Here is a 20,436-nt window from a genome sequence, read left to right as displayed (position 1 = left end):
GCCACTAATTTGAAGGCCTTCCCGATTGGGAAGGCCTTTTTGCTATGGGCGGTTTGCTCATAAGAGCCACAGATTTGTACACCAGAGCCAGCACAAGCCCAGTCTGACGACAGGGCTTTGGTGTTTTTAGCGTGTTAGACAGCCAGTGTTAGTGTTTATCTGCAGGAAGAGAACCAGACAGCCTGTTCTTATCACTATTTTCTAGTTATATCAGAGCGTTATCAGCTCAATTTACAGCCATTCGAGTGGTGCTATGGCCAACCAACTCAGGCTTTATCTGCATGCTGGCTACAAGACAGCTTCATATTGCTCCCTCTCCTCTATCTTGGAGGCCAAGCTGCTTGGTGAGGTTGGGAATACCGAGATTGCCGGATTAATCAGGTACCGTTCAAGCAAAGAGGCCTTCCCGTCGGGAAGACCTCTTTGCTTTATCTATCAGCTGATTACCATCACTCGGTCGATTTATCAGGGCTTCTCTTTGTTGCCAATGCTCAGGCCGAGCTTGATGGAGAGGGCTGCCAGTAGCAGCAGCATCATGATCAGGGAGAAGAAGTTGCTGCCAAGCTCCGGGTATTGCACCTTGAGCAGCGCGGAGTGGCCGAAGACACCGATAAAGAAGCAGAGCAGGGTGCAGATGGGGGTGTTGCCCACCATGGGTTCATGGCGATAGTGCTGAAAAAGCTGGTAGGCCGCCAGCCAGAGGGCAATCAGCGGGAAGAAGGAGAAAGGCACGACCGAGTTGGTCAGCACGGTCAGAGAGGCATCGCCACAGATGCCTATCAGCATGGCCATGGCGAGCGGTTTTTTGGGGATCATAAGCTGTTCAGACATGTCATTCTCCATCCTGTGGTCATGGGTGGGGTTCACGGCGCTTCTGGTTTTGTACCTCTGCGCCCATGGCTATCATCCGCAGTTGGCGAATAGTTCGGTCGGAGAGCGCCCGGCACTCTTCGCTGGTCATGTCGAGCGCATCGGCACCGGCACTGAAGACGATGGTAACCATGGCTTCTGCCTGGATGTAGGCATCTTCCCGTGGCGCTCTGGTCGTTGCTTCAAGGTAGTCGGTCAGCTCGGCGATAAAGTGCTGGATCTCGCGTGCTACCGCCTGGCGAAACGCGGCCGAGGTGCCGGAACGTTCCCGCAACAGCAGGCGGAAGATATTGGGATTGTTCTCGACGAACTCCATAAAGGTCTGCACCGAGGTGCTGATGACACTGCCACCACCGGCAATGCGCTGTCGTGCCTGGCGCATCAGTTGACGCAGGGTCAGTCCCCCCTCATCAACCAAGGTGAGTCCCAGCTCCTCCATGTCGCGGAAGTGGCGATAGAAGGAGGTGGGAGCGATACCCGCTTCACGGGCAACTTCCCGCAGACTGAGGTTGGAGAAACTTCGGTTGGCGCATAGTTGGCTGAATGCAGCATCAATCAATGTACGCCGTGTTTTTTCTTTTTGTTGAGCGCGAATACCCACGAAATCAGTCACCTTCAGCTTAACGAGGCCAAATGATAACCCGAAGGCGCCTTCGGATCAGGTTTGTATCCTACTTTTTTACCATTGACCATGGCGAAGTTGCCATGGAAAATGGCTAACAGCTGTTCGCTGAAAGGATGCAAGAAGATGGCTAAACCCCCGATTATTATCACCAATACCCTGTTGTTTTCCCTCTCCGGACTGGTTGCACTGGTTGCCGTGCCCTGGTATGGCATGAGCCACGGTTACGACATCTGGCAGTGGGTCACGCTCCTGCTGCTGTTCTGTTTGAGTGGCCTATCCATCACCGCTGGCTATCACCGTCTCTGGTCGCACAAGACTTATAAGGCGCATCCTGCGTTGCAGTGGTTGTTTGCGATTGGCGGTGCGCTGGCATTGCAGAACTCGGCGTTACACTGGGCTGCCGACCACCGTCGCCATCACCGCCATGTGGATGACAACGATAAGGATCCCTACAGCGCCGGGCGCGGTTTTTGGTACTCCCATATTGGTTGGATGCTACGAGAGTATCAGGGAGATGTGTATGGCGATTACAGCAATGTACGGGACCTGCAGAATAACTCCGTAGTCGCGTTTCAGCATCGCCACTATCTGGTGCTGGTACTGGCGACCAATCTGGGCCTGCCGCTGTTGCTTGGCCTGTGGCACGGGGATCTGCTCGGCATGCTGCTGCTGGCGGGCGTGCTGCGGATGGTGATGACCCACCACACCACCTTCTTTATCAATTCACTGGCACATATTTGGGGCAGTCAGCCTTATACCGACCGTAACACGGCCCGCGACAACGGTATTTTGGCCTTTTTTACCTTTGGTGAGGGGTATCATAATTTTCACCATCTGTTCGAGCATGATTACCGCAATGGCATTCACTGGTGGCAGTTCGATCCGACCAAGTGGTTGATTCGATTTGCCTCCTGGTGTGGCTTGGCGGCAAACCTTCGTTCTGTGCCGGAAGAGCGGATTGAACAGGCAAGGCTGGAGATGCAGTTGAAACGGGCCCAGGCGCAACTCTGCAAGCAGGATGACCGTGAATTGTGGCAGGCACTGTTACAGGAAGAGTATTCAAAGCTGAGCCAGCAGCTGCAGCACTACTACGCCAGTCGCAAACGGCTGCTGGAACAGCGCAAGCGCAAGGCTCTGGCGCGCTATGACCGTCTCAAGCTGCAATTGGAGTACAGAGCCCTGCGGGACAGCTTTATCGCAGGTAAGCGCAGCTGGAGCCGCCTGCTGGCAGGTATCACTACACGGGCTGCCTAGCTGGATGAAAAAGAAGACCGCCGTCAGGTGGTCTTCTTTTGTGTAGCGGAGGCAGCAGGTTGTTTGCTACTCGGGTCGATCCTGTTCTTGTAGCAGGCTCAGGGTTTGCTGCTCCAGTGGGCTCAGTCCCAGCTGTTCACAGGCCTGCTCAAAGCTGATCCCCAGATGGCACATCATGATGTCGATGGCGGGTAGATAGTTTTTCATAGCTTCATCCATGGTGATCCTCCAGACCCGTCACTTATCCCCTGAATCGCTCGGGGCGGCAATTAGACTTTAGGCTTAGTCTGGCTATTTGCTAGGCATCCCTGCCACTGGGAGAGGGAATTTGTTACCCTGCACCATGATAAAAATAGTTGTCGTATGACTGCGAGCAACAGGTGAGGAGCAGGGCATGTTATTGAGTTTCTTGATCATCGCTTCAGGTTGGTGGCACATCCGTGCTGCCTACGGTTCAGACAGCCGCCAGTTCTATATCAGCAAGCCGCTGACCATGCTGTTTATCATCGCCTTGGCATTCGGCTACCAAAGTTATGACCACGACGGTTCTCACGCCTGGATCCTGCTCGGCCTCTGCCTCTCGCTGGCGGGGGATGTGTTGCTGATGCTGCCAAGCGATCGCTTCATTCAGGGATTGGCGGCATTTCTTGTCGCGCATCTCTGCTATATCGTCGGGTTTGCCCAGGGGCCGCTGTTGCTCAATCTGGTGGACGGTTTGCTGCTGTTGCTGATTGCCGGCATGGTATTTGGCCTGCTGTGGAGCAAGCTGGGAGAGATGCGGATCCCGGTCTTCTGCTACATGCTGGTGATCATCGGCATGGCCTGGGTGGCCGCCGGTGCCTGGCACGCCTCTCTTACAGCCGGTTCTGCCGCAGCTCTGGTGGGAGCACTGATGTTCCTCTTCTCCGACAGCATGCTGGCGCTCGATCGCTTCCGCCGCCCCTTTCCCCACGCTCGAGCCTGGGTGATGAGCAGCTACTTCGCCGCGCAATTCCTGATTGCAGGGTCGCTGGCGGGATAACACCACGTGGTTGAGTACAGGTAACAGATAAAGAAAAACGGGTATTCGCCCGTTTTTCGTTTTATGCCCGGCGGTTTTTCACGCCTCTAGCGGTTCGGCATCGGCTGCCCGTGGGACGGGGGATTTGAGCAACAGCATCAGGGCGCTGGCGATCAGCAGGAAGATCCCCATGATGTAGAACACCTGGTTGTAGGCCATGATGGCCGCCTCCCGGTTGATGGTATTGGCCAGCATGGCCCGAGCTTGCTGCTGGGCAATCTCGGGGCCAGAGCCCTGCGCCATCATGCTCTGGGCCAGCTGCAGCAGATAGCTCTGCCCCTCGATACTGCTGGCAGCCAGAGTGCTGCCAATTTGCAGCACATGGGTGCGGGTATCGTTGTCGAGCAGGGTCGCGATGATGGCGATACCGAATGCGCCGCCGAGGTTGCGCAGCACGTTGAGCAGGGTCGAGGAGGAGGGGATTTCGTCGTGGCTCAGGCTGGCGGTAGCGACCAGTGACAGCGGCACCATGATGAAGGGTTGCCCCAGCGCCCGCACGATGAGCGACTGGATCAGCTGTGGCCCGGCGTAGTCGGCACTCATGTTGACGTTCATAAAGCAGCTGACGGCGAAGATCAGGAAGCCGAAGCTCACCAGATAGCGCGGGTCTATCTTGTGGGTCAGTTTGGGCACCAGCGGCAGCACCAGCAGTTGCGGCAGTCCCATCCACATCAGTACCTCGCCGATTTCCAGCGCGTTGTAGTTGTGGATCTGGGTCATGTAGAGCGGCAACACATAGATAGAGCCCATCAACGCCATCCCGAGGATCAGATAGGCGAAGCAGGCCAGCGCGAAGCGCGGGTTGTGCAGCAGCCGCAGATTGACCAGCGGGTGACGGCGGATCAGCTGGCTGATGACGAAGAACACCAGCGCCACCGCCGAGATGACTGCCAGTCGCACGATGAAGCTTGAGCCGAACCAGTCCTCTCGGTTGCCCTCCTCCAGTACCACCTCCAGTAAGCCGAGCCCGAGCGCCATGGTGACGATGCCGATAAGGTCCACCCGCTTAATCACGGCCCAGTCCACCGGTTTTTTATCCAGCCCGTGGGCCAGCATGGCCATCACCAGCAGTCCTGGCGGTACGTTGAGATAGAAGATGTAGTGCCACGACATCTGCTCGGTGAGCCAGCCGCCGAGGGTCGGGCCGATGGCGGGGGCGAAGGTGGCGCAGAGGCCAAACAGGGCCATGCCGGTGGCCCGCTTCTGCAGCGGCAGCAGGGTGACGATAAGGGAAAAGGCCATCGGGATAAGTGCCCCGCCGGTGAAGCCCTGCAGCGCCCGGAAGACGATCATGCTGGTGAGGTTCCAGCTGAACGAGCAGAGCACGGAGGCAGCGATAAAGGCGCCGGTGGTCCAGAGCAGGTAGCGGCGCACGCTCAGCCCTCGGCTCAGCCAGCCGCTCAGGGGGATGGCGATCATCTCCGCCACCAGATAGGAGGTGGAGATCCAGGAGCTTTCGCTCAGGGTGGCCGACAGCGCCCCCTGAATATCCTTCAGGGAGGCATTAGTGATCTGGATATCGAGGATGGCCATGAAGGCGCCGATAAGCCCCCCCATGACCGCGATCCAGTTGCGACGTGGAATGGGTTCCATCAGTTGGCGGCAACCACGGGATCAGGCGTGCGGGTATCCACGATCACTTCGGTAGAGAGACCCGGCAGCAGCTTGCCTGCCAGCAGGCCCGGCTGGGGGATGCGGATCTTGACCGGTACCCGCTGCACGATTTTGGTGAAGTTGCCGGTGGCATTCTCCGGCGGCAGCAGGGCGAACTTGGCACCGGTGGCCGGGGCTAGGCTGTCGATGATCCCCTCGACCGGTTGATCCGGGTAGGCATCCAGCACCACTTTTACTTTTTGGCCTCGCTGCATATGGGCGAGCTGGGTCTCCTTGAAGTTGGCCTCGACCCACACCTGCTGCAGCGGCACCAGACTGGCGACCTGCATGCCGGACTGGACGTAGAGCCCTTCCCGCAGACTGCGCTTGCCGATGATGCCATCGGCCGGTGCTCGCAGCTCGGTATAACCTAACTCCAGCTTGGCCTGCTCCAGTTGTGCTTCGCTCAATGCCAGCTTGGCCAGGTTCTGTTTGCGCTCGGCATCCAGTACCAGCAGTCGCTCACGGGCCGCCTGCAGGGCGGCTTTGGCCTCTTCGGCCTGCGCCCTCGCCACCTGAAGGGAGGCGTTCACCTCATCAAGGCTATCTTGCGAGCTGTAGTGGCGCTGGTTGAGCTGACTGATCCTGTTGACCTGCTGGCTGGCGCGCAGCTGTTCGGCATTGGCCGAGGCGACCTTGGCCTCGGCCTGCTGGATCAGGCTCCGTTGTTGGGTGCGGGTGGCGGCCAGATTTTCGGCCGTCGCCTGATTGAGGCGCAGGTCGGCTTCTGCTTCCGCAACCCTGGTTTTGTATTCGCGATCATCGAGACGGGCGATCAACTGACCCGCTTTGACCGGCTGGTTATCGGTGATCAGCACTTCGCGGATATAGCCGGGCAACTTGGAGCTGATCCCGGTCACTTCACTCTGCAGGTAGGCGTTGTCGGTACTTTCAAAATAGCGGCCGTGAAGATACCAGTAACCGGCGAACAGCAGACCGAGCAGCGCCAATATCATGGCTGCCAGCAGGGGAATTTTTTTGTGTTGACTCATTTTTGTGATTCCTGAACTTAAGGGGCGCAGGCTAACACTGGTCAACTGTTTCGATTAGTATGAGATATCGAGATATATAGTTTCACTGGTGCAACAATGGACCTCAATGCCGCGTTAATTCTGGTTCGTATCGTCGATAAGGGCTCATTTACGGGAGCCGCCCGAGAGCTGGGAATGACCAAGGCGATGGTCAGCCGCCGTATCGCCGAGTTGGAACAGCGGCTCGGGGTTCGCCTGCTCTACCGTTCCACACGTCAGCTCACCTTGACCGAGGAGGGGGAGAAGTACTACCTGCACTGCAGCAAGGCCGTCGATGCCCTGACCGAAGCCGAGCTGATGCTGAGCGCCAGCCAGCAGGAGGTGACTGGCACCTTGAAGCTGGCGGTACCCATCGAGACGGGTCAGCTGGTGATCGGGCGGATCGTCGCCAAGTTTTTGCAACGCTATCCCACCCTGCAGGTGGAACTGGAACTGACCAACCGGGTAGTGGATCCCATCAGCGAAGGTCTGGATGCCGTGGTGCGGATAGGTGACATGAGTGACTCCAATCTGGCGGCTCGCCGACTCTGGAGCACTGGGCGGTTGCTCTGTGCCAGCTCGGACTATCTGGCGCGCAGCTCGGCCATCACGCGACCGGAAGATCTGGCAAACCATGAGCGGGTGACGGTGAGCAGCGGATTTCTCGCCTCTCACTGGTGCTTCGAGCGAGATGGCAGAGAGGTACTGGTTGACCCCCCATCCCGTTTTCGGGTCAATAATATTACCTGTGCCCGAGAGGCGGCGAAGGCGGGGCTGGGGTTGGCCTCGCTACCCGCTATGCTCTGTCAGGAGGAGTTGGCCAGCGGTGAACTGGTGACCCTGCTGTCCGAGTGGCAGCAACCCAGAGTCCCTATCTATCTTTTGTTTCCGGAGCGGCAACTGATGCCGCGCAAGTTGCGGGCATTCATCGATTTCATGATTGAGAACGGCGCCGAGTTTGGCATCGACAAGCTGTTATAAGGGGGAGCTATGGATAACTGGATCAATCTCTATCGCGCCTCTCATACCCTGGAGGCACACGCCCTGAAAGGGGCGCTGGAGGTCGAAGGGGTGGCGGTGCGTCTCAATGGCGATGGCCTGTCAGGCGCTTTTGGCGATCTGCCCGTTGACCTGCTGCAGGTGACCTTGATGGTCAGGGCCGAAGATCGCAGCAGAGCAGGGCGGGTTATCGAGCGTTACCAGCAGCGGCAAGGTAATGGCTGGCTGTGCGGTCAGTGCGGGGAGGAGAACGGCGCCAACTTCGAAGTGTGTTGGCGCTGTCATCACGATCCCCACGACAGCTAATCTTATGCTAGCGTGGTGGAAACTCGATATCTTCCCCCGCGCTGGCATCGTGATAGGTCGCCAGATCCAGCTCGTTCTCACTGCGGGCGATCAGCACCGACACCAAAATATCCCCCGATACATTGACCGTGGTGCGCGCCATGTCGAGGAGCCGGTCAATACCAGCAATTAGTGCAACCCCTTCCAGTGGCAGTCCGACAGCCGTCAGTGTCAGGGTCAACAGCATTAACCCGGTGCCTGGCGTGCCGGCGGTGCCGATACTGGCCAGGGTGGCGATGCTGATGATGGTCAGGTAATCGACCATGTGCAGATCCACCCCGAATGCCTGAGCCACGAACAGTGCAGTGACTCCCTGATAGAGGGCCGTGCCATCCATGTTGATGGTGGCGCCGATGGGCAGCACTTTGGCGGTGATGGCGGGTGAGACCCCCAGCCGCTTCTCGGCGCAGGCCAGACTGATGGGCAGGGTAGAGCTGCTGGAGCTGCTGGTGAAAGCCACCGCCTGGGCATCGACGATACTCTTGAAGTAGTGCAAGGGATTGAGCCGCGCCAGCAGGAGTAGCAGGCTGCTGTAGACTCCGAGCACGTGCAGCAGACAACCCAGGTAGACGGCACCGATCACCTTGAGCAGCGGTAACAGCAGGTCGAGACCGTATTTACAGGTCATCCAGGCCATCAGAGCGCAGACTCCATAGGGGGCTAGCGCCATCACCATCTGGGTCAACTTGAACATCCCTTCGGCCAATGAGGTGAAGAAGAGGATGGCTGGCCGGCCGCGGCGTCCACTGGCGTTAAGGGCCACTGCCAGCGCGACTGCAAAGACGATCACCTGTAGAATCTTGCCATCCACCATTGCCTGTACCGGGTTACTCGGCACCAGTTGATTCAGCACACTCGCCAGGGCTGGTTGGGCTTCTCCTCCCAGTCGCTGATGTGGGCCCATATTGGCGCCCATGCCGGGCTCCAGTAGCCAGCCCATCATCAGGCCGATGCAGATGGCGATGGCGGTCGAGCAGAAGTAGAGGCAGATCGCCTTGCTGCCGATGCGATCCAGTCCCTTGCCCTTGAGTAGAGAAGTGAGACCGGCGATGACCGAGCAGAAGATAAGAGGAACCATCAGCATCTGGATGGTATTGACGAACAAGACCCCAAGGGGTTTGAGTAGCAGAGCTTGCTCTTCAAAGCCGACGCCCAGGCCGACGCCAATCAGCATGCCGATCAGGGTCTTGAGCCAGAGTGGGCGGCGGGTCCAGATCTGCCAGGGCTTGAGAGCCTCTCCATGGAACAGCATGACGCCAATATCCTTATAAATTGTCTGCGATGGCGAAAAAGGGGCGTCAGTGTAGCGATCCCTGACGCGGGTTGCCACATTATCGACAAAGCGGCGGCGCTGACCACTCCTCCGGCCAGGTAATGCACAATTTATTGGTTTATATCAAGATCCCTACGGGCAGGGCGATATTTAATTGGCATTAAATATGTTTATTTATGAGGCTTGAAAATGTCGCAATCGATACATGGTCATGAAGTGATGGAGATGATGCTGGTACAGGGGGGGCAATTTACCCCTGCCAGCCTGAAACAGGCGATGGCCGAAAGGTTCGGTGCCGAAGCTCGCTTCCATACCTGTAGTGCTCGAGAGATGGATGCAGAGGCTCTGATTGATTTTTTGGCGGCCCGCGGCAAATTCATCGATTCGGCAGAGGGCTTCCAGACCCGCGCCGACAAGATCTGCAACCACGGTTAACCCCGCTGCGAGCGCATCATGGCGCTCGCTCAATTCTTCACCCTTTGCTATATTTCGCCCCTTGTCTTTTCTCTGTTCAAGGCGTAGTCCGGGCGTTGTATGGATACTTTCTCTGCCGCAGTCATGCTGTTTCTGATCATGGACCCGCTGGGCAACTTGCCGGTCTTCCTCTCCATCTTGCGTCATATCGATCCCAAGCGACGCCGCAAGGTGATGGTGCGCGAACTGCTCTTCTCGCTGGCTATCATGATGCTCTTTCTGTTTGTCGGTCAGCAGATCCTCGGTTTCCTCAATCTGCGGCAGGAGGCGGTCAGCATCGCAGGCGGCATTATCCTGTTCCTGATCGCCATCAAGATGATCTTCCCGAGTGAGGGGGGCGTGACCGGGCTGGCGGCGGGTGAGGAGCCCTTCCTGGTACCGATGGCGATTCCGATGATCGCTGGCCCTTCGATCCTGGCCTCTTTGATGTTGCTGGCCAATCAGGAGCCAGCCCGAATGGTGGACTGGTCGCTGGCACTCTTTCTGGCCTGGGCTGCCAGCGCGGTGATCCTGATGTTCTACGAGGTATTCAACAAGCTGCTGGGTGAGCGGGGACTTACTGCGGTGGAACGGCTGATGGGCATGCTGCTGGTGATGATCTCGGTGCAGATGTTGCTGGATGGTGTACATCATTATCTGGCGGTGACGGGCCAGAACTGACTGTCCGGCACGATGGAACGGGGCTCTTATCGAGCCCCTTTTGCTATCTGACTTTCAGCAATGATTAGTCAGGAGTGCCCGATGACGGAGGATTCCAGTTTGTTCATGATGAGCGAGAGGAGGGTCTCCCGTAGCCAGCGGTGGCCAGGATCTTCACTGTGGCGCTGATGCCATATCAGCAGGTGGGAAATGCTGTCCAGTTCGATGGGAAGAGGGAGCTGCAACAGCGGGTAGACCTGAGTAGCATGGCGCGCGTAGAGCTTGGAGAGGGTCACAATCATGTCGGAGTGCATCCCCATCCGCAGCGCTGCCTCGAAGGAGGGCACGGTGGCCTCGATGCGTCGGTAGAGATCCTGTTCCGCCAGCTTGTGGTCCAGCATCCAGCGATCCCGTCCCTCGCAGTAGGTCTGAACATGGGGATAGCTGAGGTAGCGATCGAGATCCCACTCCTGCTCCCGCAACGCCGGATGATGCTGTTGCACCAGACAGGTGAGATCGTCTATAGCCAGTAGTCGCTGACAGATGCTACCGGGCAGGGTGTCGAGCCGATAATCGGAGTTGATGCAGTTTTCCCGCACCGCGAAGGCGATATCCACTTGCCCCTGGCTCATCTCGGTCAGACTGTTCTCGGTCCACTCTTCGTAACGCAGCCGGATCCGCGGCGCTTGCCGTTTCAGCTCGCTCAGGTAGAGCGGCGCAAACAGGGTAAATGCGCTGTCCATGCTGGCGATGACGAACTCTCGCTCCGAGCTGGCGGGGTCGAACTCGGGCGGCTGGATCAGGTTGTCCAGCGACAGCAGGATGGGTTGCAACTGCTGTTGCAGCGCAAGGGCACGGCCGGTGGGTTCCAGCCCGTAGGCAGAGCGGATGAAGAGGGGATCGTTGAAGGTATCGCGCAGACGGCCGAGGGCTTTGCTGACTGCTGACTGGCTCAGGTGAAGGCGGCGTGCTGCCTTGCTGCCGTTGCGCTCCTCCAGCAGCACCTGCAGGATAATAAGCAGATTAAGATCAATACGACCTAGTTGTTCCAGCAGCATGATATGAATCCTCTTCAATTCTAAGATGAATTTATACCATTTGTTTTCATATCTTGGCGATCTTATCCTCGAATGGTCTCAGGTTCGCATGAACCACTGGTACAGGATGTAGCGGTTGAGGGGACATGTAGCACAATCAATATGGCGACCTCAGGGTCGCCCTATTTTTTGGCTATGATTTATTTGCTCACTTGCACCTGCCTTGATTTTGCCCAACAATCCCTGCGCTCTATTTTGATACAAGTAACAGATATCTCTTTGTGAGGGAGTATCCCTATGGGACTCGGTGGAATTCATATCTGGCATATGTTGATCCTCTTGCTGGTCGTTGTGCTGGTCTTCGGCAGCAAGCGTCTTGCTAGTGCAGGTGAGGATCTGGGTACCGCCATCAAAGATTTTCGCAAGGCGATGCGTGACGACGCAAATCATCCGAAATAAGCAGTAGGAGTAGAACATGTCTGTAGACGAGAAAGTTGAACTGAACGAAACCTGTGACAGCTGCGGCTGCTTTGCCGAGATCGGCACCATCATCGGCGAAGGCGACGATGTGATGGATCTGGTTATTGAAGCCGCTGCCGAGGCTGATGCCCGCGCCAAGCTGGCTGCCTATGAAGTACTGGCCAAACAGGTCACTGCCGAAGCTCAAGTTAGCAGCGAACTGACCCAGGGCGCCAACGGCGTGATCCTGAAAGCCCGCCTGCAATTCACCTGCACTGCCGAAAAACTGATTTTCGAAATGCGGGCCCGCTCTATCTGAGTGGTCTGATAACGCGGCAGGTTTGCCTGCCGTGTTGACCCTTCTGCTGTGGGTCGGCGTTCTATAGTTACTCTATCCCACAGACGTTTTTGCCCGGCGCGAGTCGGCCAACAGAAGGCGTAAACATCATGACGCAGCGATGGATCTCTGCCCCCAATCCCACTCTCTATCGTGATCCGTGCTGCCAACAGGCAGCAGGCGTGACCTCAGCACAGGGGCAGCCATCGTGATGCGACGCTGGATCTGGGCTCTGCTGGCCCTCTGCTGTTTTCCCCTGCTGGCGGCTGAGCTCAAGCCGGTGCGTTTGCCCCAACCCGGGGACCTCGAAAGCATTCTGCAAAAGCGCGAACTCAGGGCTCTGGTGGTCTATGAGCGTGGTTTCTATTTTCTCGATCGCGGCTCCCAGTACGGCATTCTGGTCAATCAGCTGCAAGGATTCGAGCGCTGGCTGAACAACATCTATCTTGCCAAAGAGAAGGTCAAACTCAAGGTGGTCTACATCCCGGTGCGCCAGGACAAGCTGCTGGACTATCTGGCCGAGGGGCGCGGCGATCTGGTGGCGGCGACCATGACGGTGACCCCGACCCGGCGTGAACAGGTGGCCTTCTCCCGGCCGCTCATCTCCTCCATCGAGGAGTGGGTGGTGAGCCAGAACAGCTTGCCCGCCTTCAACCGCATTACCCAGCTCTCCGGCAGGCGGGTCTGGGTGCGCGCCAGCTCCAGCTACTACGAGAGTTTGCGTCAGCTCAACTGGCTGTTTCGTGAGTTGGGGCTGCCCCCCGTCTATATCGAAACGGTGCCCGAATATCTACAGGATGGCGATCTGCTGGAGATGGTGGCTGCAGGCATTATTCCTCTGACGGTGACCGACAGCTACAAGGGGCGGATCTGGCTGGGTGGCATGATCTCCGGTCTCAAGGCTCACAAGTTGATCCCCCTGCGCAGCAATGGCACCAGTGGCTGGGCGCTGCGCAAGAACAGCCCCGAGCTGCTCAAGGCGGTCAATGGCTATCTGGCGAGCGTCAGCCGCAACAGCCTCTACAGCGACATGACTCTGCGCCGGTTGCTGGTTCACAGCGATCAGATGAGCAATATCCTGGCGCCGGATCCCATGGGGCGACTGGCGACCATTCGCAAGGTGCTGGAGAAGTACGCTAATCAATACGATCTCGACTGGCTGATGCTGGCGGCGCTCGGTTACAAGGAGTCCGGCCTCAATCCCAAGGTGCGTTCGCACAAGGGGGCCGTGGGCATCATGCAACTGCTGCCTAGCACGGGGCGGGAGGTCGGCATCAACGGCGTCAGACTGACCACCCTTGAGGGCAATGTGGAAGCCGCCTGCCGCTACATGCGGTTGATCCTCGATACCTACTTCAATGATCCCGAGCTGGATCGGCTCAACCGTCACCTGTTTGCCCTCGCCGCCTACAACGCCGGGCCGAACCGGGTGCAGGCGCTGCGAGGCAAGGCGGAGAAGCAGGGGCTCGATCCTAACGTCTGGTTCGGCAACGTGGATCAACTGGTGGCCAACGAAGTCGGGCAGGGGCCGATCAACTATGTTGGCACCATCTACAAGTACTACGTGGCCTATCGTTTCAGCCTGCCCCAGATCGAGGGCAAGGCTGCCGCTATCGAAGCGGCTCAGCCCTGAGCCGGTTGACTAGCAGGGTCGCCTGCACGGTCGGCAGTTGCCAGCCACCGTCCCTGTGTTGCAGGAACCAGTGGGCGGGGCCGGTGGCCGGGATGAGATCTGGCTGGCTGAGTTGGCCCAGATAGCGCAACATCGGGGTATCATGCAGTTCCATCAGCAACTCCTTTTGAGTATGTGAGAGGCTCGCCAGCGTTATGACACCCGGCCATGACAGCAGGATGATCCCCGGTTCCTTTGCCCTGATCGACGATCCCCAGCTGGCGCTCAAGGTGCGTTGTCACTGGATCCGCCATGCCCGCGAGCGGATCCAGGCGCAGTACTACAGCTGGGAGGAGGACAGCAGCGGCAAGCTGCTGCTGAGCGAGCTGCTTCATGCCGCCCGGCGCGGCGTCAAGGTGCAGCTGCTGGTGGATGATCTTTATGCCGGTGACAACCGCTTTCTGGAGATGGTGGCTCACTATCCGGGGATCGAGGTGCGGCTGTTCAACCCTTTCTGGCTGCGGGGCTGGCGCCCGCTGGCACTGCTGCTGGAGGGGTTGTTCAGCTTTCGCCGTATCAACCACCGGATGCACAACAAGCTGTTGCTGGTGGATGGCAAGCTGGCACTGATTGGCGGGCGTAACATCGGCGATCGCTACTTCGGTCTGGATCCGCAAGCTCCCTTCGTGGATCTCGATCTCGCCTGTCAGGGGAGGCTATGCCAGCAGATGACGCAGGGGTTCGAGCAGTTCTGGCGCAGCCGCTGGAGTCACCCCATCCGCCATCTGCTGCGCCGCGAGCTGCTGCCCGCCGAAATAGAGGTGGTCAACGACTTCCTGTTCACCATGACGGATCCGACGGTGGCGACGGTCTACGATCTGCCCGCGGAACTGTTCGACGAAAGCGATGTGCCGCTGCAATGGCATGAGGGTCTTGCCGAGGTGTGGTTCGATCGTCCCGGCAAGGGGCTGATCTCCCGCCCCACCACCGCTCGCCAGTTGTGGCGCCAGCTGGCTGACAATCCCGGCTCGCTGGGGTTGGTGACCCCTTACCTCATCCTGACCCGCGGGTTTCGGCATCGTCTGGCGCGGCTGCGCCAGCAGGGTGTTGCCATCGATATTCTCACCAACTCGCTGGCCAGTACCGATGTGCCGCTGGTCTATGGCGCCTACCAACGCTATCTCGGCTGGTTGCTGCGTCGCGGGATCCGGGTCGCCGAGTTTGATCATGGCCACGGCAGCCTGCACGCCAAGCTGATCCTGCTGGGGGAGGCGCGGGCGCTGTTTGGCAGCCTCAACCTTGATCCCCGCTCGCTGTTTCTCAATACCGAGCTGATGCTGCATCTGCACTGCCCGCCGATCTGCGAGGCGCTGCGAATGTGGCTGGCTCGCTGGCAGGTGCAGGCCGGTGGATTGCCGCGCAAACCCGAGGGGTGGTCAAGGCGGCTGATAGCCCGCCTGAGCGACTGGTTGCCACTGCGCCGTTGGCTGTGAGGCGGCCATTTTTTGTGCGAGATCTCGCAAAGCCTTGTAAGTCATTGCTGATGACCTTTGCGGGTTAATAACTATGATTGAATCTATCTAGCTGTTTTATAACAATTTAGTGGTGATGATAAGGCTGTTTTTTGTACTTCAATGTGAATGGAATGGGCATAAAAACGTTTTTTATTTTGTTTTTATGCGTAATATTTCAGTTGCAAGGACAAACACGGTGGCTTGTCTGCCGTGTGGACGAAGGTTGTAACGGGTAGCTGGCCGGTTGCATCGCTGCAATTGGCGCGCACTTCAGATGGGTCGCGAACTATCGGAAAGTGAAACAGAAGCTCGGCGTGGCCGGACTCCAATATGGAACATGCTATTTGCGAGGGGGTGACATGGACATGTCACCCCACTTTTTTGGTTCTTTGGCGAGTCTCGAGCCAATGAACATTGGCCGCCAGGGGGGCTGGTAAATAGCCTGGCACGATATGGGCCACTCTCGACCGCATTAAATCTCGGCAGCCCAGGCGAATGTAAAAAGGCCCCCTTGCATTAGCGAGGGGGCCTTTTTATCGGCCAGCGATCAGGGAGCTATCAGCCCTTGATGCGCTCGATGTGGCCACCCAGACCTTGCAGCTTCTGCTCGATGTTCTCGTAGCCACGGTCGATGTGGTAGATGCGATCGACGATGGTGGAACCTTCAGCCACGAAGCCGGCCAGCACCAGACTGGCAGAGGCGCGCAGATCGGTCGCCATCACCTGGGCACCCTTGAGCTGGGCGGTATCGCGGCAGATGGCCACGTTACCCTGCAACTCGATGTCGGCGCCCATCCGTACCAGCTCGGGAACGTGCATGAAGCGGTTCTCGAAGATGGTCTCGGTGATCATGCCGGTACCTTGGGCCACCGCGTTCAGTACGGTGAACTGGGCTTGCATGTCGGTCGGGAAGGCCGGGTAGGGGGCAGTCTTGATGGTGACCGGCTTGAGGGTGCGGCCAGTCATGTCGAGGGTAATCCAGTCTTCACCCTTCTCAATCAGGGCGCCAGCCTCTTCCAGCTTGACCAGTACCGCTTCCAGCAGGGTAGGGTCGGTGTTACGGCAGGTGATCTTGCCGCCGGTAACCGCTGCGCCCACCAGGAAGGTACCGGTTTCGATACGGTCAGGCTGGACGCTGTAGCTGCCGCCGTGCAGACGCTCGACGCCGTCGATGATCAGGGTGTCGGTGCCTGCACCCTGGATCTTGGCGCCCAGCGCGTTGAGGAAGTGGGCCAGATCGACCACTTCCGGCTCGCGCGCGGCGTTTTCGATCACGGTACGGCCTTCAGCCAGGGTGGCGGCCATCATCAGGTTTTCGGTACCGGTGACGGAGACCATGTCCATCAGGATATGGGCACCCTTCAGGCGACCGTCAACGCGGGCCTTGATGTAGCCATCCTCGATGGTGATCTTGGCGCCCATCAGCTCCAGACCGTGGACGTGCAGGTTGACCGGACGGGCGCCGATGGCGCAGCCGCCCGGCAGGGAGACGTCAGCAGCACCGAAACGGGCAGCCAGCGGGCCCAGCGCCAGGATGGAAGCGCGCATGGTCTTCACCAGCTCGTAGGGGGCGACGTGGTTGTTCACCGCACCGGTCAGTACGGTGACGTTGCCGTTGACCTTGGTGGTCGCGCCCAGCATCTCCAGCAGCTTGATAGTGGTGCCCACATCTTTCAGGCGCGGCACGTTGGAGAGGTGCACCTCTTCATCACACAGCAGGGTCGCGAACAGGATCGGCAGGGCTGCGTTTTTGGCGCCAGAGATGGTCACTTCGCCGTTGAGAGTACAACGACCATCGATTTTGAATTTGTCCATTTTTACTTCGTTACCAAATCAGGAGGGCAATAGGAATTTACGTTCGCGTTTCCACTCGGCGTCGGTGAACGCCTTGATGGAGAGGGCATGGATGGCGTTGCTGGCGATCTTGTCCATCAGCGGGGCATAGATGGCCTGCTGCTTCTTGACCCGGCTCATGCCGTCAAACATGTCACCGACGGCGATCACTTGGTAGTGACTACCGTCCCCTTTGACATGGACTTCGGACAATGGCAGAGCCTCAAGGAGTATCGCTTCAATTTCAGAGACTTGCATTATGCGTCCTCAGTTGTGAGCGGGGTTGACTGAAACAGCCCTGCCACCCCGTAGAGGTTGGCCAGGGTATAGAAATCACTGGAGGCGCCCACCAGTAGCGGTGTGGCGCCTCGCGCTAATACGGCTTTGGCCCATTTGACCAGCAGGGCCAGCCCGGCAGAGTCGAGGGTGGCGACGCCGCTGAGCTCGAGCTGGTCGTCCTGCCACCATTCGGCGCGGCGTTGCCACAGGTCATTGACCTGTGGCGCCTGCAGCTCACCGCTGAGGGTCATGGTTTGAGTACCAGCGGCTTTGCGTTGTGTTCGCGCAACTGGGCGATCACCGCATCGATGCCATTCTGGCGAATGAGGCCGCCCAGCTCGCTCTGTTTGGCGGAGAGCAGGCTGATCCCCTCTGCCACCATGTCAAAGGCTTTCCATTCACCGGTCTTGTTATTCTTGCGCAGCTTGAACTCGAGGAAGATGTCCGGCTTGCCGGCCTCTTTCACGCTGACGTTGACGGCGGTGATGTTACCGCTGGGGGCTTTGCCCGGCTCGACCTTGACGGTCTGCTTGTCAAAATGGGCCAACGCATCGGCGTAGGAGCTCACCATGTACTCGGTGAACACCTCGACGAAGGCATTGCGCTGCGCTTCGGTGGTCTCTTTAATCTGGTTGCCAAGCACCTTGTAGGCGGCGAAGCGGTTGTCCACATAGGGCAGCAGCTCTTCGCGGATGATCACCCGCAGGTGATCCGGATTGCTCTTCACCTGGGCCTGATCGGCCTTCAGGCGGGCAAAGGTCTGCTTGGCAGCCTGATCAACCAGCGCGTTAGGGTCGGTGGCATCGACTGCGGCCTGGGCAGACAGGGAAAAGAGCATGCTGGTCATCAGACCCAGCAGCAGGGCGATTTTCTTGAACATGGTTACTCCTTCTTGCTGTCTGATTTGCTGTCGGAGGATTGGCTGTAGAGGAACTTGCCAATCAGATCTTCCAGCACGATGGCGGATTTGGTGTCTTCAATCAGGTCGCCATCCTTGAGCATCTCGGTGCCCATCTCCTCATCGCTGAAACCGGGGGCCAGACCGATGTACTGCTCGCCGAGCAGACCGGAGGTGAGGATGGAGAGGGTGCTGGTATCGGCGAACTCGCCAGCGCTCTTTTGCATCATCAGGGTCACTTCAGGCACCTGGGTTTTCGGGTCCAGTACGATATCGCTGACCCGACCGACCACCACGCCGCCGACCTTGACCGGCGAACGGACTTTCAGGCCGCCGATATTATCGAAATGCGCGCGCAGGGTATAGGTTTCTCCTTCCGGTTTGAAGCTCAAACCGGCCACTTGCAGGGCCAGTGCCAGAATGGCACCGATGCCAGCCAGCATGAAGGTGCCGACCAGGAATTCTACTTTGCTGAACTTCATCTTTACCTTATCCAAACATGACTGCAGTGAGTATAAAATCCAGGCCGAGTACGGCGAGGGATGAGTGGACCACGGTACGGGTCGTGGCCTGACTGATCCCGGCCGAGGTCGGCTTGGCATCATAGCCGTTAAAGAGCGCAATCCAGGTAACCACCAGGGCGAAGATCAGGCTCTTGATGGCGCCCTGCATGATGTCTTCACCCCAATCGACGGAGGCCTGCATGGCAGACCAGAAGCCCCCTTCGTCCACGCCGAGCCAGTCCACGCCGACCAGTTTGCCGCCGAAGATACCGATCAGGCTGAACATAAAAGCCAGCAGTGGCATGCTGATGACGCCAGCCCAGAAGCGGGGGGCTACCACCCGGCGCAGCGGATCGACCGCCATCATCTCGAGGCTCGAAAGCTGCTCGGTGGCCTTCATCAGACCGATCTCGGCGGTCAGGGCCGAACCGGCACGGCCGGCAAACAGCAGCGCCGTGACCACAGGCCCCAGTTCCCGCAGCAGGGAGAGGGAAACCAGCGGCCCCAGGCTCTGCTCGGCGCCGAAATCCTTCAATACGTTGTAACCCTGCAGCGAGAGCACCATGCCGATGAACAGGCCGGAGACCAGAATGATGGCCACCGACTGCACGCCCACCACATAGAGCTGCTGGACAAGCAGCGGGAAATGCTTGCGCGGTTCGGGTTTGCCCGCCAGCGCATGGAACAACATGATGGTGGCACGACCGACGGAGCTGATAAACCGCACTCCGACCCGCCCCAGCTTGCTTATTTGACTTATCAACATCAGAGATCCTGTAGCAGATCGCCTGCCGGAAAATGAAACGGAACAGGACCATCGGGCAATCCTTTGAGGAACTGCTCGACTTCGGGATTGTGTTCCTCGCGCAGCTGATCCGGCGTGCCGTGGGCCACTACTTTGCGATTGGCAATGATGTAGGCGTAATCGGCGATGCTCAGCACCTCTTTCACGTCGTGGGTGACGATGACGGAGGTGATACCAAGGGCATCGTTTAGCTCCTTGATCAGCTTGACCAGCACCGCCATGGTGATGGGGTCCTGCCCGACGAACGGCTCGTCATACATGATGAGGTCAGGATCGAGCGCAATTGCCCGTGCCAGCGCTGCCCGGCGCGCCATGCCGCCGGAGAGCTCGGAGGGCATCAGTTTCGCCGCGCCGCGCAAGCCCACCGCCTGCAGCTTCATCATGACGATGGTGTGGATCAGCTCCTCCGGCAGGCCGGAGTGTTCCCGTAGCGGGAAGGCCACATTGTCGTAGACCGTCATGCCGGTAAACAGGGCGCCGCTCTGGAACAGCATGCTCATCCGCTTGCGCACTTCATAGAGGCGCGAACGGGAGAGGGTGGGGATATCTTCCCCGTCAAACAGAATGTGACCGGACTCCGGCTTGAGCTGGCCACCGATCAGCCGCAGCAGGGTGGTTTTACCGATGCCGCTCGGGCCCATGACGGCGGTCACCTTGCCACGAGGAATGGTCAGGTTGATCCCGTCATACAACAGCCGATCTCCGTGACTGAAGGTCAGATCGGAGATGGTGATCAGGTCATTGTTCAAACAATTGTCCATCCGGTGTAAATGAGGTGCGAATTTTATGGGCTAGTCTAGGTCTAAGCAACAGCAAGGAACAACTATTGAACAGCCCCTGGACCCGTTTGCGCGACAGTTTTCTGTAACAAAGTGCGTCGCTGGGTGCAGGACTTGCCATCCGATTCGCTTATCCGGGCAGACTTTTTTATAATCCCGCAGCTAATTTCGGCCCGGA

Annotated in this window: 25 protein-coding genes; 10 read left to right on the top strand and 15 right to left on the bottom strand. The window is 58.4% G+C overall.

What is annotated here, in order from left to right; genetic code table 11:
- Window positions 1-465: 465 nt before the first annotated feature.
- Together G5149_RS11785 and fabR are read right to left on the bottom strand one after the other, a co-directional pair.
- On the bottom strand, window positions 466-831 hold the full coding sequence (locus G5149_RS11785; RefSeq protein ID WP_005341821.1) for a YijD family membrane protein: 366 nt from the start codon (window positions 829-831) through the stop codon (window positions 466-468).
- Window positions 832-850: 19 nt separating this feature from the next.
- On the bottom strand, window positions 851-1,471 hold the full coding sequence (fabR, locus tag G5149_RS11780; RefSeq protein WP_005341820.1) for an HTH-type transcriptional repressor FabR: 621 nt from the start codon (window positions 1,469-1,471) through the stop codon (window positions 851-853).
- Between the two features lie 147 nt (window positions 1,472-1,618).
- On the opposite strand from fabR, the gene G5149_RS11775 reads away from it, so the two are divergent.
- Entirely contained in the window at window positions 1,619-2,749 is a 1,131-nt protein-coding gene (locus G5149_RS11775; protein ID WP_421212479.1) for a fatty acid desaturase, read from the top strand.
- Window positions 2,750-2,815: 66 nt separating this feature from the next.
- Here the strand turns inward: G5149_RS11775 and G5149_RS11770 are convergent, their stop codons facing one another.
- On the bottom strand, window positions 2,816-2,956 hold the full coding sequence (locus G5149_RS11770) for a hypothetical protein (protein ID WP_216980339.1): 141 nt from the start codon (window positions 2,954-2,956) through the stop codon (window positions 2,816-2,818).
- A 187-nt stretch (window positions 2,957-3,143) separates the two neighbouring features.
- On the opposite strand from G5149_RS11770, the gene G5149_RS11765 reads away from it, so the two are divergent.
- Window positions 3,144-3,770 carry a lysoplasmalogenase gene (locus tag G5149_RS11765; protein ID WP_194494934.1) on the top strand — a complete coding sequence of 209 codons (627 nt, stop codon included), beginning with the start codon at window positions 3,144-3,146 and terminating at the stop codon, window positions 3,768-3,770.
- A 78-nt stretch (window positions 3,771-3,848) separates the two neighbouring features.
- Here the strand turns inward: G5149_RS11765 and G5149_RS11760 are convergent, their stop codons facing one another.
- Complete coding sequence (locus G5149_RS11760; protein WP_005341814.1) at window positions 3,849-5,402, bottom strand: DHA2 family efflux MFS transporter permease subunit; 1,554 nt, start codon at window positions 5,400-5,402, stop codon at window positions 3,849-3,851.
- Window positions 5,402-6,454 (bottom strand): HlyD family secretion protein, encoded by a 1,053-nt coding sequence (locus G5149_RS11755; protein WP_216979951.1) that lies wholly within the window; start codon window positions 6,452-6,454, stop codon window positions 5,402-5,404. Before G5149_RS11755 ends, G5149_RS11760 begins: the two co-directional genes overlap by 1 nt.
- Before the next feature lie 96 nt (window positions 6,455-6,550).
- Here G5149_RS11755 and G5149_RS11750 point away from each other — a divergent pair, with 96 nt between their 5' ends.
- Both G5149_RS11750 and G5149_RS11745 read left to right on the top strand, forming a co-directional pair.
- On the top strand, window positions 6,551-7,453 hold the full coding sequence (locus G5149_RS11750; RefSeq protein WP_216979952.1) for a LysR family transcriptional regulator: 903 nt from the start codon (window positions 6,551-6,553) through the stop codon (window positions 7,451-7,453).
- A 9-nt stretch (window positions 7,454-7,462) separates the two neighbouring features.
- A complete protein-coding gene (locus G5149_RS11745) occupies window positions 7,463-7,777 on the top strand; it encodes a DUF2007 domain-containing protein (protein WP_005341811.1) in 315 nt (104 codons plus the stop codon).
- A gap of 7 nt (window positions 7,778-7,784) precedes the next feature.
- Here the strand turns inward: G5149_RS11745 and G5149_RS11740 are convergent, their stop codons facing one another.
- Window positions 7,785-9,068, bottom strand: a complete 1,284-nt coding sequence (locus G5149_RS11740) for a dicarboxylate/amino acid:cation symporter (RefSeq protein ID WP_005341810.1) — start codon at window positions 9,066-9,068, stop codon at window positions 7,785-7,787.
- Between the two features lie 210 nt (window positions 9,069-9,278).
- Here G5149_RS11740 and G5149_RS11735 point away from each other — a divergent pair, with 210 nt between their 5' ends.
- Both G5149_RS11735 and G5149_RS11730 read left to right on the top strand, forming a co-directional pair.
- The gene (locus tag G5149_RS11735) at window positions 9,279-9,524 is read left to right on the top strand and encodes a YecH family metal-binding protein (RefSeq protein WP_216979954.1); all 246 of its coding nucleotides are present in this window, start codon (window positions 9,279-9,281) and stop codon (window positions 9,522-9,524) included.
- A 99-nt stretch (window positions 9,525-9,623) separates the two neighbouring features.
- Complete coding sequence (locus tag G5149_RS11730; protein WP_005341806.1) at window positions 9,624-10,223, top strand: YhgN family NAAT transporter; 600 nt, start codon at window positions 9,624-9,626, stop codon at window positions 10,221-10,223.
- 68 nt (window positions 10,224-10,291) lie between these two features.
- Here the strand turns inward: G5149_RS11730 and G5149_RS11725 are convergent, their stop codons facing one another.
- Window positions 10,292-11,260, bottom strand: coding sequence for a LysR substrate-binding domain-containing protein (locus tag G5149_RS11725; RefSeq protein ID WP_216979955.1), 969 nt, complete (start codon window positions 11,258-11,260; stop codon window positions 10,292-10,294).
- A gap of 276 nt (window positions 11,261-11,536) precedes the next feature.
- Between G5149_RS11725 and tatA the strand changes: the two genes are divergently transcribed.
- The 3 genes from tatA to G5149_RS11710 all read left to right on the top strand — a co-directional run bounded on the left by tatA (window position 11,537) and on the right by G5149_RS11710 (window position 13,668).
- A complete protein-coding gene (tatA, locus tag G5149_RS11720; RefSeq protein WP_005339944.1) occupies window positions 11,537-11,698 on the top strand; it encodes a twin-arginine translocase TatA/TatE family subunit in 162 nt (53 codons plus the stop codon).
- 16 nt (window positions 11,699-11,714) lie between these two features.
- Window positions 11,715-12,017: a YfcZ/YiiS family protein gene (locus tag G5149_RS11715; protein ID WP_421212478.1), complete on the top strand. Its 303-nt coding sequence runs from the start codon at window positions 11,715-11,717 to the stop codon at window positions 12,015-12,017.
- Between the two features lie 229 nt (window positions 12,018-12,246).
- On the top strand, window positions 12,247-13,668 hold the full coding sequence (locus G5149_RS11710; RefSeq protein WP_337073413.1) for a lytic transglycosylase F: 1,422 nt from the start codon (window positions 12,247-12,249) through the stop codon (window positions 13,666-13,668).
- On the opposite strand, the gene G5149_RS11705 is transcribed toward G5149_RS11710, so the two are convergent.
- A complete protein-coding gene (locus tag G5149_RS11705) occupies window positions 13,646-13,822 on the bottom strand; it encodes a hypothetical protein (protein WP_337073412.1) in 177 nt (58 codons plus the stop codon). The genes G5149_RS11710 and G5149_RS11705 overlap by 23 nt on opposite strands.
- Window positions 13,823-13,886: 64 nt before the next feature.
- On the opposite strand from G5149_RS11705, the gene G5149_RS11700 reads away from it, so the two are divergent.
- Window positions 13,887-15,140, top strand: a complete 1,254-nt coding sequence (locus tag G5149_RS11700) for a phospholipase D family protein (protein ID WP_421212477.1) — start codon at window positions 13,887-13,889, stop codon at window positions 15,138-15,140.
- Window positions 15,141-15,719: 579 nt separating this feature from the next.
- Here the strand turns inward: G5149_RS11700 and murA are convergent.
- The 7 genes from murA to mlaF are packed head-to-tail and all read right to left on the bottom strand — an operon-like array spanning window position 15,720 to window position 20,240.
- A complete protein-coding gene (gene murA, locus G5149_RS11695) occupies window positions 15,720-16,976 on the bottom strand; it encodes a UDP-N-acetylglucosamine 1-carboxyvinyltransferase (protein ID WP_005341797.1) in 1,257 nt (418 codons plus the stop codon).
- Between the two features lie 18 nt (window positions 16,977-16,994).
- Window positions 16,995-17,252, bottom strand: a complete 258-nt coding sequence (gene ibaG / locus G5149_RS11690; protein WP_005306001.1) for a BolA family iron metabolism protein IbaG — start codon at window positions 17,250-17,252, stop codon at window positions 16,995-16,997.
- The gene (locus G5149_RS11685) at window positions 17,252-17,524 is read right to left on the bottom strand and encodes an STAS domain-containing protein (protein WP_323896078.1); all 273 of its coding nucleotides are present in this window, start codon (window positions 17,522-17,524) and stop codon (window positions 17,252-17,254) included. Before G5149_RS11685 ends, ibaG begins: the two co-directional genes overlap by 1 nt.
- Entirely contained in the window at window positions 17,521-18,153 is a 633-nt protein-coding gene (locus G5149_RS11680) for an MlaC/ttg2D family ABC transporter substrate-binding protein (protein WP_005336350.1), read from the bottom strand. Before G5149_RS11680 ends, G5149_RS11685 begins: the two co-directional genes overlap by 4 nt.
- Before the next feature lie 2 nt (window positions 18,154-18,155).
- Entirely contained in the window at window positions 18,156-18,653 is a 498-nt protein-coding gene (gene mlaD / locus G5149_RS11675) for an outer membrane lipid asymmetry maintenance protein MlaD (protein WP_005341789.1), read from the bottom strand.
- A gap of 7 nt (window positions 18,654-18,660) precedes the next feature.
- A complete protein-coding gene (gene mlaE / locus G5149_RS11670) occupies window positions 18,661-19,440 on the bottom strand; it encodes a lipid asymmetry maintenance ABC transporter permease subunit MlaE (RefSeq protein WP_005341787.1) in 780 nt (259 codons plus the stop codon).
- On the bottom strand, window positions 19,440-20,240 hold the full coding sequence (mlaF, locus tag G5149_RS11665) for a phospholipid ABC transporter ATP-binding protein MlaF (protein WP_005336343.1): 801 nt from the start codon (window positions 20,238-20,240) through the stop codon (window positions 19,440-19,442). The genes mlaE and mlaF overlap by 1 nt, the downstream gene beginning before the upstream one ends.
- Window positions 20,241-20,436 lie beyond the last annotated feature (196 nt).

Source organism: Aeromonas sp. 600479, from assembly GCF_049175515.1.
Taxonomy (GTDB): domain Bacteria; phylum Pseudomonadota; class Gammaproteobacteria; order Enterobacterales; family Aeromonadaceae; genus Aeromonas; species Aeromonas veronii_A.
This window is presented reverse-complemented; position numbering and strand designations above follow the sequence as displayed.